Here is a 14,298-nt window from a genome sequence, read left to right on the forward strand (position 1 = left end):
GTAAATACTAGGGGGGAGAATAATGGATAGTTACAATCATACTATTTGTATGAAATTAAGATTAGATGAGGAAGACAATAAGGCTGTTAGGACCCTTTGCTCTATTTGTTATGAAAAACAAAAGACCTACTTAAAATTGGAACTTGATTTAAAAAAAAGTCAAAGAAAAGAAAATAAAAAAGATGAAGCTCTGCTAGAATTTCTTTATTATGAGAATAAGACCTTAGTAGGATATTTAGGAGTATGTAATTTCGGAGGGAATTCTGTCCAAGTAAGTGGTATGGTACACCCTGAATTTAGGCGAAAGGGGATATTTAGAAAATTATATCTTATGGCAAAGGAAGAATGGCAAAGAATATCTAAAGCTGAGGTTCTAGCGTTATGCGATCATACATCTGCTTCTGGATTAGAATTTATAAATTCTATTGGAGGTGAATATGTATCCTCAGAGTATAAAATGTGTTTAACTAAAAAAGCTTTAGAGTGCAAGGTTAAACAGTTACATGTAAATACTAGTATTATTACACTTAGACTCGCAACTAGTGAGGATGCAGCTGAAATTGAAAAACAAACTTCTATTTACTTTGGAAAACCATTAAATGAAATAGATGACAAAGATGTTAAAGTAGTTAATATGGATAAAGAAGACTTAGAAAACTCCTTCATTCAGCAAGGTAATAATTTCATTAGCTATATGGCACTTCTTAAAGAGGAAATTATAGGGAAGGTTCATATTAGTGTAATTAATAAGGAGGGTTTTGTTTATGGATTTGGAGTGATTCCAGTCTTTAGAGGAAATGGTTATGGACGGGAAGTTCTATTAGCTACATTAGATATATTAAAAGAAAAAGGTGCTGACAATATTTTCCTTGAGGTTGAGTCCCAAAATAAAAATGCAATTGGACTTTACGAATCTTGTGGGTTTGAAGAGGTTGCTGTAATGGATTATTATGTAATGATTTGATATAGTTAGGGTTTATAACTGGAAAGAAATATATTATACAATAAATAAACTGTTATTGCAAAGCAAAGCAATGTAATAACAGTTTGTTTTATTTTTTTTGTATTAAATATTTTTCTTTGAATTCTATATAACCCTTTTTTCTTAATTTACAAGAAGGGCAGTCTCCACAACCATTACCTTTTATACCATTATAACAAGTTAATGTTTGCTTTTTAACCACATCAAGCACACCTAAATCATAAGCCATTTTCCAAGTTTCTGCTTTGTTAATCCACATCAAGGGTGTTTCAATTACAAAATCATAACCCATAGCCAAATTTAAGGTAACATTTAAAGATTTAATAAACACATCTCTGCAATCTGGGTATCCACTAAAATCACTTTGAGATACACCGGTTATAATGTTACTTATACCTCTTTGCTTAGCAAATACGGCTACAAATGTTAAAAATAATAAGTTACGTCCATCTACAAAGGAATTAGGAACACTATCTTTTGGGGCTGACGTGTCAACTTTCATATCTTTTCTTGTTAAGGAATTGGGTGCTAACTGATTAAGTAAATTTAAATCTAAAACATGAAATTCAACGTCATGCTCGCTGCATATAGTTTTTGCACAATCAAGTTCTAATATATGTTTTTGACCATAATCAAAAGACACAGCTATAACTTCTTTATACTTTTTTAATGCCCAAAATAAACAAGTTGTGCTATCTTGTCCTCCACTGAATACTACTACTGCTTTTTCTCTATTCATAATCAACACGCTCCTTTTAATTTGTTTGAATTTTACTTATTTATTATAAAGCATCATTAATTTATTGTTTAAAATTACGTCAGTATTAAATCTTCCTCTAAAAGTAGTGGACATGGTTTTAGTACCTGGTTTTTTTATTCCACGAGTAGTCATGCAGGCATGTTCACCTTCTATAATAACAGCGATGTCCGAAGACGTTGTTACCATTTCCATAGTTTCTGCAATATCTGTTCCTATTCTTTCTTGAAGTTGAAGTCTTCGGCCTACCATATCAGCTATTCTTGCTATTTTACTTAGACCGATAATCTTTTTATTAGGAACATATGCTACTGTTACTTTCATATCATACATAAGCGCCAAATGGTGTTCACAATGACTAAAAATTTGTATATCTTTCATTATAACTATATCACGAGAATCATCATTAACTATTAAATCATCAGCAAATGTTGTATCAAACATTTTAGCAATTTCAGCATTGCTATAACACATACCGGCAAATACTTCTTCGTACATTTTAGCTACACGCTTAGGGGTATCTTTGAGGCCTTCGCGGTTGGGGTCATCACCTAGTGCTATTAAAATGCCTCTTATATGTTTTTCAATTGCTTCTGTATCAATTGCCATAATTTTATACACCTCTCTTATTTGGATCCCAAATGATTTTGTGAAGTTGAACTTGAAGATTAACACCGTTCATTTTATTGCTTTTCATAAATTCTACAATCTTTTCTAGGTCAATTTGTCCAAATACTGGACTAATATATACATTTGTTTTATTTGTTAGTGCATATTTATCTATTATACGTTTGGATTTTTGTAAATCTTCCATACTACTAGCCACAAATTTAACTGTATCTTTATAAGTTAAATAAGCAAAGTTATTTAAATCCATTGGACCTTCCATATTGCTTGATGGTAGTTTATAGTCCATATTAAAGCTTGGTGGATTTTCTATATTCGCAAACTTACTTAAATTAATACTACCATTAGTCTCAATTTCGATATGAATGGAGTTGTCGATTGACAAAACATTTAAGAGCTCTATAATTCCCTCTTGTAATAGAGGTTCGCCACCAGTTAAGGTTACATTTCGAATTTGGGTAGATTTTATATATTCATATATATCATCGGGTGTCATAAGGTTATAACTGGCATCTTTCTCATTAGCCCAAGTGGTATCACAGTAGCTACAATTAAGGTTACAACCTGCGAATCTTATAAATACTACAAGTTGACCTGATAGTGGACCTTCGCCGTTAACGCTTATAAACTTTTCAACTACTTTATATTCCACTTTAATGTGCCTCACTTTCTTCATATGATGCGCTATTATTAGGTGTTTCATAAACGGTAGTTCGCTTAACATTATATCCTTTATCTTTCATTTTTTTAAAGAAAAATTTTGCAAAGTTTTCAGCTGTTGTTCTAAAATCAACAAGTATCACTTTAAATCCATCCTGATTTATACAATTTAGGGTCTCATCTCTCATGCTTCCTATTTGCACAATTAGAGCATGGTCATAGGAATCAGCCATGGACTTAACATCCCTTTTTAAATCACCAAAATCTATTACCATACCTTCTAATTGACCGCCTTTTGTTAAGGTTTCCGATTGTACTTCGACTTCAACCTTCCATCTGTGTCCATGAATATTTGCACATTTTCCTTCATATCCAGAAAGAAAATGCGCACTATCAAAGCTATGTTCTGATTTCAAAATATACATATGGGGCATTCCTCCTAAAATTTATAAAAATTTACTCCCGTAATAACAACATCCAATGGCCCCATTAAATTGAGGGTCTTGGATAGATACTATTTCATCGTAATTGTTACTTAAGTATTTTTTGATTGCAATATTACTTGCAACACCACCTGTTAAGATTAATTTTTTACCGCGAAATTTACTAAGTAATGGTAGGAGCCTTTTGTATAGGGAGTAATTAACGCTAGAACACAAACTTTCTATACTTACACCTTCGGCTATTTTACCAATTAACTCTGATTCAGAAAATACTGCGCAAGTTGAATTAAGTTCTATTGCATTTTCATAATGCTTACTCATCTCGCCAAGTGATACTTCTAGCACATTTGCCATATTTTCCAAATATCTACCACAAGACGCAGCGCATTTTTCATTAAGTTCTAGGTCTGTTGTAATACCTTTTTCTACTTTTACAATTTTAACATCTTGACCACCTATATCTAAAAGTATAAAATCATTTAAACCTGTTTGATAAAATCCTCCATATACATGAGCTTTTATCTCATTTATTGGTGAGAATAGTAATAAATCAGTGTTGTTTTTACCATAACCTGTAGAAACTGCTTTATCAATATGGCTAATATCAAGCTTTTCTAAATCAACAATAATTTTACCATTAAAGTTACAATAATTTCTGTAAAAGCTCATTGTGCTTACTTTCTTTTTTTGTATTATCTTATTGTCTTCCATTAAAACTATTTTAACCTCTCGGCTTCCAAGGTCTATACCTAGTACGCGCATTATTTAGACTCCTTTAAATCTAGTAACATATCAAGGAAGGCTTCTAACCTGAGCTTTGTTCTTGCGTCTAAGACGTTTAATTTATCACCTTCAATATTTAATATGGGAATATTTAATTTCTCTTTTAAAACTATATCTGCAACTGCCCTATAGCAAAATGCTTGAGTGTAGTGAATTATTCCGTCTAATTTCCGATTGTCTATTTGTTTTTGAATCTCTATAATCCTAAAATTAGTATCATAAGGATAAGTATAATCATAATATTGATGATATATATCCATGGCATTATTAGCTCGTGGAAAAGCAAATTCTCTTTGAACCTCATTGTATACAAAACTAGCATTGTGATTTTCAACAAATGAGTAGATATCTGGAGTCATAGGGGGTACACCAATATAGCCAAGGCGAAGTTTTCTAATTACTGGTTTTCTGTTTTTAATTTCATAAATGATTTTTTCTAAGTCAACGTCAAAAGCATCTACATTACAATTAAAATCACTTGAACTTACTTGATAAAGATGATTTTCAAAGCCTGTTGCTTTATTATGTATATGGGTTAATTCATCAATTTCTTTGACCAAGGCGCGAGTCCTATTCAGGCGGTTCTTAACTACTTCAACTTCTTTTATTGTTACATTAAAGACATCCATAAATTTTTTTATTTCATGTTCTACATCCTCTAACTTGTGACTATGAGGGAAGGAAAATGGATAAACTTTTATTCCTCGTAGTTCTAGTACTTCAATTAGAGCTTTTGTGTTAGAACAATCGCCCTCAACAACTCCAACAATTTCTTTTATGTCATTTTGTAAACAGGCTCCATAAATACCCTTTATCCAGGTACATAAACTCCTAGGGAAGCCATCTCTTTCAGCAATGTCTATATATTTCAAATAGTCATCTGAGGTTATAAAAATATTGTTTAAATCGACAGGTGTATAACCTGCTGCAATTAGAATTTCTACTGGAACGGTAGTTGTTAAACCTATTTTTTTCATTGTGATTCCTCCTAAAATATAACAAAAGAACCATCTGATACCAAACAAAAAAACTACCTAAAACGGTAGTTACGTCCTAGTTTTGTTTATAGACAGGATGGTTTTGAACTGTCTTATTTAAGTTTTATACTAATAAAGCTTACTATATTTTAATTGCTATGTCAAATTGACTTGAAAAATAAAAACTGCCACAGAAATAATATCTGTAGCAGTTTTTGCATAATTAAGTATATAAAATATTTAGTTTAGTATATGCACCGTCAGGTATCGTACACCCCAATCACCGCATTCACCTTCATTATTAAAGAATAAATCTATAAATTTTCCTTTTATTGCTGAACCGGTATCAGCCGCGATAGCATTTCCATAACCCTCTATATATAATTTTGTTCCAAGCGGTATGACACTTGGATCTACAGCTACGGTACTATATCCATTTGGATTTCTAACAGTCTTTTGTCCTGAAGCAGTATAAGTGTTATTAGTTCCTTCAGAACCCCAGTAAGCAGTAGTTTTTACAGAAAAAGTTTTACTATATGAATTACTTTTGGAAGAAATGGGTGTTGCTTTTGCAACCTGAGATTCTCTGGAAATTGAAGATCCCCTTGAAACGGATACTGCTGGCATAGTACCTTGAACTATAATTTTATCTTTAGGCTGTGTAACTAACGTTTCTTTAACAACTTTCCTAGTTACTTCTTTTCCGTTTTCATAAGTTACATTTAATGTAATGCTTTTTAAGCCATTAACTCCATTTTGTGAAACTGTTCTTTCAGATTTTAATATACTATCATTTTCTTTAATAACAGTTTTAAAATCAACAGGTTTTGACTGTTTTATTGTTTTTGAATTAACCCTAGTTACTGTTATGCCTAGGCCACTCGATAATTTAGTTTCTTTTGATGGTGAAATTTTATCAGTAGGGCTAATGTCTATTTGTTGTGCCTTTAACATTAAAGCAACATCTTTTTCAGCAGATTTAACATTAAGTTTCTTATTATCCACAAAGACGTTAACGTTTATAGCACGGGTTATAGTTATAACACCGTTGTTTTGTATTTTTGAATTCAAAGCCTTATCAACTTTATCTTTTACGTCTATGCTTATACCAGATTTTTTTAGGGCGTTACCAAATGTCTTTTGATAAGTTACCATATTAGTTGATTTACCGTCTATAACTACCGTAATGTTTTTTCTAATGGAGCACACAAAAATAGTTGAAGTTGTAATTATTGCCACCAGTATGAATCCAATTACAAATTTTATTCGTTTACCTTCCATAAATTTAAATATAAAAATCATCTCCTATTATTAATTTCAGTATAAGGCATCATGGATTTATTATTACAGATGCCTAACCACTTAGGTCTACAGTACTCTTGGGTGCATTACAATTAAGAGTGCTCTCATAAAACGCATGAGCAGTAGGGGAGTCATGTATACTTATACCAATAAATGTATTGGTAAATTATTGTAACAATATTGTAACACGTTTATTAAAAAGATGCAAATGATAACGATTTCTTACCCAACTTTCCCTTAAGTGATATAATTATTATAGCATATAAAAGCTTAGTTCGTTTAATTTATGTGATTTTAGGGGTATTATTAATTTGGAGGTGATTAAGACGTGAAGTTAATGGAGTTACAAAGTATAATATTCAAATCATCTTCAGAGAGTATGAGAGGTCAGGGTAAGAAGGCTTTTAATGAGGGATTAGTTAGTAAAATCAAAGGAAAAAAGATAAATAATATGTATCATATTTATGGAAAGGTTAATAATGATACTAAATCAAAGGAATTAAACACACATATAACAATAGATTTAGCTAAGCTGAAATTAGATAGTATAAAATGTACCTGTGAGGATTTCAAAGAAGTCTCTATTGTAGGTCATTCATTTATGTGTAGTCATTTAACAGCTACAGCATATAGTTTTTTGAATATATATACAAAGGGTAATTCTGAAAAATCAGAGAAGATAAGTGAGAATGATACTAGTAAGAAGCACATAAGTAATATTATAAAGTTAAATCGAAAAGTAGCGAAAGGTTCAATTTATTATGAGGCTCAACATCAAATAGGTACGGAAAAGACAAAAATTGAGGCAAATTACTTAAGAAATTTTCTTGCAGGGCTTAATTATAAAAAAGTTAAATTAAATTATGATGGGTTTGAGTTTGAAGCCCTAATTGTAAAACAGGATCTACCTCTAACATTTACGTTAAAGATGCGAGAAAAGCATTTTGTTTTAACTACGCATAAGCAATTCCCAATATCATTAAATGACAAAAATGATGTATATTTATTCAATTGGAAACTGTACTTACCATCAAAGGGTCAAGTACAAAGGTATATTCTTATTTGTGATAGGTTAAGAAAAAATCGTGAAATTTTATATGGCTTAAATATTACTAATTATAATAAAATCATATCTTTTTTGAGTACTATTTCAAGTGATGTAAATATTAGTGAAGAAGTCAAAAGTTTTGCAACAAACTTTATAAAAGTAGAATTTTACTTGTACGAGGTAGATAACCATATTTATTGTGACTTGTTAGTAGTTTATGGTAATGAAAAAATTAACATACTAAAGAATGATAGGAGTAAAGATAAAATGCTCCGTGAGCATAAAATAAATACACGTGATTACAAATTTGAGGACAAAATCCTTATGGAACTGGAGAAATATAGATTTATAAAAAGAAATGAGAGGCTACTTTTTATAGGGTCAGATGAGCAGCTGTTTGATATATTAAATAAGAGTGAAAACAATCTTTATTCCCTTTGAAATGTTACTTTTGGAAATGGACTTAAGCATATGAAAATACAAAATGCAAAGGATATAAAAGCAGAGATTAAGGAAATGGATGATTACTATGATTTTTCTTATAGTATAGACAATATTTATAATAATGAATTGAAAGCTGTGATTGATTCATTTAAACAAAATAATAGATTTTATAAAACTAAAAATAATAATTTTTTGAACTTTGAAGATGAGACGGTTAAAAGTTTTTTTGATCTAATATTAGTATTAAGTGCTGATGAGTTACTAGAAAATGGCTCAATAAAGATAGAAAAAAATAAGGCGTTATATTTACAAAACAAAATAAAAAACAAGAAATTTGAATTTATTAAGGGTCGCGAAGTGCTAAAGGATATAGAAGACATCTATGATAATATAAATGAAATGGAAATAAAGGTACCTGTGAACTTAAAGGCTACGCTTCGCGAATATCAAATTGATGGTTTTAAATGGCTTAAAAGCCTTAGCGCTTTGGGACTTGGGGGTATACTAGCAGATGAAATGGGACTTGGAAAAACTGTTCAGACCATAGCTTTTCTCTTATCATTTGAAAATAAAAAATCTATTATTATTACTCCAACTTCCCTTATTTATAATTGGAAGGCTGAATTTGAAAAATTTGCTCCTAGCCTAAAGGTTGCAATTGTACATGGAGAGAAAAAAGGAAGGTATGAATTAATTCATAATTTAGAAGAGTATGATATAATACTTACGACCTATGGAACTTTAAAAATGGACTTAAATCAATATGATGATATTGTTTTTGATTATTGTATTATAGATGAAGCGCAAAATATAAAAAATTATTTGGCGCAGTGCACAAAAGTTATTAAAGAAGTTAAGGCTAAAGCAAGATATGCTTTGACAGGAACTCCTATTGAAAATAATTTGTTAGAACTTTGGTCTATTTTTGATTTTGTAATGCCAAACTATTTATATTCCAAAGAAACTTTTGAACTTAAATTTATTTCTGGAAAAAATGTTGATTTAGGAGAACTAAAATCACTTATTAAACCTTTTCTATTAAGAAGAACTAAAAATGAAGTGCTTAGAGAATTGCCAGATAAAATAGAAAAGAAATTTCTAGTTGAGATGACTACATCTCAAAAGGCTGTATATAAAGCCTATATCAAAGCTTTTAGGGATAAAATGAAAAACAATACTGATGGGAAAATAGAGGTCTTTTCTTATTTAACAAGGCTCAGACAAATATGTTTAGACCCATCACTTGTGATAGAAGGATATAAGGGCGGAAGTGGAAAGATAAACATTGCAACAGAACTTATTCAAAAACATGTAGAGGGCGGTGGGAAAATACTATTGTTTTCTCAATTTACATCTGCACTTAAAAATATAGGAGAAAACTTAAAAGAAAAAGGAATACCATATTATTATCTAGATGGAAAAACTAAATCTAAGGATAGAATTAAGATGGTAGATGAATTCAATAAAAGTTGTCAAACATTTGTATTTTTAATATCATTAAAGGCAGGGGGAACAGGCCTTAACTTAACATCAGCAAATTTGGTAATTCATTTTGACCCTTGGTGGAATCCGGCAGTTGAGAATCAAGCCACAGACAGGGCTCATAGAATTGGTCAAAAAAATGTAGTTGAAGTAATTAAATTAGTTGCTAAAGGTACTATTGAAGAAAAAATCATTTTACTTCAAGAAAATAAAAAAGATCTAATTGATAGTGTAATTACAGGGGAACTTACGAATAGTGATATTCTTGGGAAACTTACAAAAGAAGAACTTTTGGAGATACTCATGATTTAAAGCTGTCACCCATATGACAATGATTATGATATAATAAAGCAAGAATATAAAAGAAATAGCAGAATACTTAAGTTTAGTACCTTCAACTATAAGTAAGCTGATTTCTCGTAATAAAATAGTATAAGATGCCACTTGTCACGTGGGTGGCACCAATAGGAGATGAAAATATGTACGTAGAATTTAATAGTACGATTGTGGAGAGTAAAGATATAAAAGATACAATCGAGAAAAACACAGAATTTAAAGTACTTAAAGATATGAGTAAAGGTTCAAAGAGAGAGGATATATTAGCTTTTAATCTAAGTGTAGCTATTAATACCTTAAATGATTTACTGGAAGACGAAAATAATTTAAAGGATTTAACAGAAGATGAATTATTTGAAGAATATCTATCACTTGCAGAAGAAATTGCAATGGACATTGAAGAGTATGTACCAGATGGGGCAGTACTAGACATCAAAGCTTATAAATGGGATAAGTCAGATGATGGCATAAGTCTTGTTATAATTATAGCTCCAGAAGATATAAATGATCTTAAATTAAAGGATATTATGAGGAAACTAATAACTCAAGTGGAGTAATTTATAAATTAACGTTGAAATTGTCTAAGGAAACATACTAAAACTTTATAATGTTATTTTGCCTGCAATAAATAATAAAACTAAAGGTAGGTAGATTAAGATGAATAGCAAAGATAAAAAGTATATAAAAAGAGACTGCAAAAATTTATTTTAAATATACTGACTGTAAAACTTGAGACACAATATAATCTCGTATTGCATAGTCATAAATTTTATGATATCATAATATTATTAATTAAATAATAATTATGAATGTTAAAAGGGAGTAACTGCCTATTTATAGGTGATAAAGTCAACATACCAGACCTTAAAGTCTGGCTTTATCGTGGCTAATTCCAGTCAAGTGAGACTTTTAACGCAATGATCTATAAATGGATCATTGTGTTAAAAGTCTTTTATTTTTTTTATATTTTTTTCAAGCTAAGAGGGAGTAACTACTCGTAAGGGCGATAAAGTCAACATAACTGGTTTTAAAAACCTGGCTTTATCATAGCATTTGCTACAGTGAGACTTTTAGCACAATGAAACCGTTGGTGTTTCGGTGTGTTAAGAGTCTTTGTTTTTTATATATAACTTTGTGTAAAGGAGGAATAATTATGTTGAAATTTTAATCAAGGTGTAAAGTTTATAAAAATAAAGGGGTGGACAATATTAAATATTTTAATGAACAAAGCTTAGAAGTTTTAAACAATTTTAAGGTTGATAGTAGCAAAGGATTATCGAATTCTGAGATCAAACAAAGACTGGAAAAATATGGTGCCAATGAATTTACTAAACAAAAGCAAGGGTCTATATGGGATAGTATTAAGGCTGCAATAACTGAGCCTATGATGATAATACTTTTAGTTGCAGCTGTAATTAGTGCGCTAGTAGGACAGTACCATGATGCTATTGGAATAGTATGTGCTGTAGCAATTGGAATTGGTATAGGTATTTTCACAGAAGGAAAATCACAAAAGGCTGCGGATGCTTTATCAAAAATGACAGAGAATATAGAGGTAAAAGTATTACGTGACGGGAAAATCATTCAGGTTAATAAAAATGAACTAGTACCTGGGGATATAGTCTCAGTAGAGACTGGAGATATGATTCCAGCAGATGGCAGACTTGTAACTAGTTTAGATTTAGCTGTTAGAGAGGATATGCTTACAGGAGAATCAGAGGATGTAAATAAAGACTGCGAACTTATAATAGAAATGGAAAACATAAAAGCCAAAGATAAAATTATTGTACAAGATCCAATTCCTGCAAAACAAAAGAATATGGTTTTTGGAGGAACACTTATTGCTTATGGTAGAGCTACGTTTGTAGTTACATCTACCGGTGATAGATCCCAAATGGGAGAAATAGCTAGAAATCTTGAAAAAGGTAATTTAGAAACACCACTTCAGTCAAAACTTGGACATTTAGGTGGTAGGATTTCAAAAATATCAAGTGCAATAGCTGCGATATTATTTATAGTTATGATTATAAAGTTGGTTGTAGCAAAAGAGATATCAACTGATACAACTAGTGTATTTGCTTTTTTAGAGTCTGTTGGACCGATAAAAACTGCCTTTGTTGTATGCGTTGCTTTAATTGTTGCAGCTGTTCCTGAAGGCCTTCCAACAATGATAAATATGACACTTGCAATAACAATGCAGAAAATGGTTAAAATAAATGCACTTGTTACTAAAAAAGAAGCCTGTGAAACAATAGGTTCAGTAAGTGTTATATGCTCAGATAAAACAGGTACACTTACTCAAAATAGAATGACAGTTGAAAAAGTTTATTTAAACGGTAAGTTTAAGGGTTGCGATGAATTAAGTAATAGAAATAACTATTTTATAGATAACTGCATTGTAAATTCTACAGCAGACATTGAAAGAAATGAATATGAAGTTAAGTATCTAGGTAGTGCAACAGAATGTGCTCTTCTTTTATACAATGATGCCTATGATTACGTGCAAGAAAGACAAAATGCAAAAATAGCGCATCAAATTCCTTTTAGTTCAAAACGAAAGAGGATGAGTACTGTTATAGAAGATGATGAAGGTGCTACAGTATTAACAAAGGGAGCCCCAGAAATAATTCTAGAATTATGTAAATTCGAACACGTTAATTGTGAAGAAGTAGAACTAAACCAGGCAAGGCGTGAAGAGATTTTAAATGAAATTGGAAAACTTCAAAAGAATTCTATGAGAGTTCTTGGATTTGCATATAGAAATATAAGTGAAGAGGTAGCAATGGCGTCAGAGAAAGGAACACTTGAGAATAATTTAGTATTTACAGGGTTTGTAGGAATAAGAGATCCTCTAAGACTTGATGTTAAAGAGGCAGTAGAAACTGCTAAAAAAGCAGGAGTTTCTACAAAAATGCTTACAGGTGATAATATAATTACAGCTATTGCTATAGGAAAAGAGCTAGGACTACTTACTGGTAATAATAGAGCAGTAGAAGCTACTTATATAGATACATTAACAGATGACGAACTTAGAGAGGAAATAACTACTATATCAATAGTAGCACGTTCAAAACCTGATACAAAAATGAGAATAGTTGAGGCTCTTCAAGATAATGGAGAGGTAGTAGCTGTAACTGGGGATGGGATAAATGATGCTCCAGCACTTACAAAAGCTGATGTAGGTATAGCTATGGGTATAGCGGGCACCGAGGTTAGTAAGAATGCTGCAGATATAATATTAACTGATGATAGTTTTGGAACTATTGTAAAAGGTATTAAATGGGGAAGAGGTATTTATGAGAACTTCCAGAGGTTTATTCAATTTCAGATAACAGTAAATATAATTGCTTTTTTAACAGCAATTTTATCTGTATTATTTGATTTCCAAATGCCATTTACTACAATACAATTGTTATGGGTAAATATTATAATGGATGGTCCACCAGCTCTATCGCTTGGACTTGAGCCAGTAAGAGATGCAGTACTCAGGAGAAAACCTACTAATAGAAATGCTAGCATTATAACTAAACAAATGATGACAAGTATGATTGCTAATGCTCTCTATATAACGGGTATTATCGTGGTTCAGATGAAGTTTGATATATTAGGAGCTGGATTCCCTGTAAAGGGCGCTACAGGAGCAAATGAAATGCAAACAGTATTGTTTGCGGTATTTGCTTTTAGTTCATTATTCAATGCATTTAACTGTAGAGAATTTGGCACAAACAGTATATTACATAACATTGCAAAGAATACTATATTTTTAAAAATATTAGCGGTTACAGCAGTAGTTCAAATATTTGTGACAGAAGTATTTTCAGGATTCTTTAATGCAGTGCCTTTAAGCGCTATTATGTGGCTGAAGATAATTGGATTAGCTTCACTTATAATAGTAGTAAATGAAGTAGTGAAATTAGTTATGAGATTTTTTGTAAAAAAGAACAAACAAATCGCGTCAGAATCAGAAGAAAAGATAGCAGCTTAGACACGGTTCCTTTTTATGATGCTTCTTTAATTTATTAAATTCTTAACTTATTATTAATTGTAACATTTATAACTTAGCTTCTGCACATTATTTATACTATATAAAGCATATCATTGTTGCATAATTATGTGGTATTATGATGCAATATTAATATTTGCATGTTTGTAAAAAAAACATGGTAATTGAATGCAAATATAGCATATACACTCGAGTGAGGACGTTTTGGGTACATCGTATCATCTTGATTTATACGTTTATTAATAAGATAATATAATAAACATACAAAAAAACAAATAATGCGTTGAATAATTATTCAGATTGATGTATAATTATTCAAATGATTAAATCATCACCTGCGTGCTGAAATATTAAGACTCCAGAAGGAAATTTATACTCATACTGAAATTATATCTTTATTATAGTATGTAATTTATAGTAAAGAACTGAGAGACTTTCCTTCTGAAATGTCGTT

The 14,298-nt window shown here is 30.8% G+C and carries 11 protein-coding genes and 1 pseudogene; 5 read left to right on the plus strand and 7 right to left on the minus strand.

What is annotated here, in order from left to right; all coding sequences use genetic code 11:
* The first annotated feature begins 22 nt into the window (after positions 1–22).
* The gene (locus A7L45_RS05615) at positions 23–964 is read left to right on the plus strand and encodes a GNAT family N-acetyltransferase (protein ID WP_071611861.1); all 942 of its coding nucleotides are present in this window, start codon (positions 23–25) and stop codon (positions 962–964) included.
* 88 nt (positions 965–1,052) lie between these two features.
* Here A7L45_RS05615 and queC read toward each other — a convergent pair whose 3' ends face one another.
* From queC to A7L45_RS05650, 7 genes are all read right to left on the minus strand, one after another.
* Positions 1,053–1,721, minus strand: coding sequence for a 7-cyano-7-deazaguanine synthase QueC (gene queC / locus A7L45_RS05620; protein ID WP_071611862.1), 669 nt, complete (start codon positions 1,719–1,721; stop codon positions 1,053–1,055).
* 36 nt (positions 1,722–1,757) lie between these two features.
* The gene (gene folE / locus A7L45_RS05625) at positions 1,758–2,348 is read right to left on the minus strand and encodes a GTP cyclohydrolase I FolE (RefSeq protein ID WP_071611863.1); all 591 of its coding nucleotides are present in this window, start codon (positions 2,346–2,348) and stop codon (positions 1,758–1,760) included.
* Between the two features lie 4 nt (positions 2,349–2,352).
* The gene (gene queE / locus A7L45_RS05630) at positions 2,353–3,018 is read right to left on the minus strand and encodes a putative 7-carboxy-7-deazaguanine synthase QueE (RefSeq protein ID WP_071611864.1); all 666 of its coding nucleotides are present in this window, start codon (positions 3,016–3,018) and stop codon (positions 2,353–2,355) included.
* A gap of 1 nt (position 3,019) precedes the next feature.
* A complete protein-coding gene (queD, locus tag A7L45_RS05635; protein ID WP_071611865.1) occupies positions 3,020–3,451 on the minus strand; it encodes a 6-carboxytetrahydropterin synthase QueD in 432 nt (143 codons plus the stop codon).
* 21 nt (positions 3,452–3,472) lie between these two features.
* Positions 3,473–4,231 (minus strand): acyl-CoA dehydratase activase, encoded by a 759-nt coding sequence (locus tag A7L45_RS05640; RefSeq protein WP_071611866.1) that lies wholly within the window; start codon positions 4,229–4,231, stop codon positions 3,473–3,475.
* The gene (locus tag A7L45_RS05645; RefSeq protein ID WP_071611867.1) at positions 4,231–5,229 is read right to left on the minus strand and encodes a 2-hydroxyacyl-CoA dehydratase family protein; all 999 of its coding nucleotides are present in this window, start codon (positions 5,227–5,229) and stop codon (positions 4,231–4,233) included. Before A7L45_RS05645 ends, A7L45_RS05640 begins: the two co-directional genes overlap by 1 nt.
* A gap of 240 nt (positions 5,230–5,469) precedes the next feature.
* Positions 5,470–6,510, minus strand: coding sequence for a 3D domain-containing protein (locus A7L45_RS05650; protein ID WP_166520646.1), 1,041 nt, complete (start codon positions 6,508–6,510; stop codon positions 5,470–5,472).
* A gap of 622 nt (positions 6,511–7,132) precedes the next feature.
* Here A7L45_RS05650 and A7L45_RS05655 point away from each other — a divergent pair.
* From A7L45_RS05655 to A7L45_RS05665, 4 genes and pseudogenes are all read left to right on the plus strand, one after another.
* Positions 7,133–9,208 (plus strand): annotated as a pseudogene (locus A7L45_RS05655) (DEAD/DEAH box helicase); the annotation flags it as partial.
* Positions 9,188–9,817: a DEAD/DEAH box helicase gene (locus A7L45_RS24190; RefSeq protein WP_338133000.1), complete on the plus strand. Its 630-nt coding sequence runs from the start codon at positions 9,188–9,190 to the stop codon at positions 9,815–9,817. The pseudogene A7L45_RS05655 and the gene A7L45_RS24190, both read left to right, overlap by 21 nt.
* A 167-nt stretch (positions 9,818–9,984) precedes the next feature.
* Positions 9,985–10,398 (plus strand): hypothetical protein, encoded by a 414-nt coding sequence (locus A7L45_RS05660; RefSeq protein WP_071611869.1) that lies wholly within the window; start codon positions 9,985–9,987, stop codon positions 10,396–10,398.
* Between the two features lie 650 nt (positions 10,399–11,048).
* Positions 11,049–13,826: a calcium-translocating P-type ATPase, PMCA-type gene (locus A7L45_RS05665; RefSeq protein ID WP_071614880.1), complete on the plus strand. Its 2,778-nt coding sequence runs from the start codon at positions 11,049–11,051 to the stop codon at positions 13,824–13,826.
* Positions 13,827–14,298: the final 472 nt, after the last annotated feature.

Source organism: Clostridium estertheticum subsp. estertheticum, from assembly GCF_001877035.1.
Lineage (GTDB): Bacteria > Bacillota > Clostridia > Clostridiales > Clostridiaceae > Clostridium_AD > Clostridium_AD estertheticum.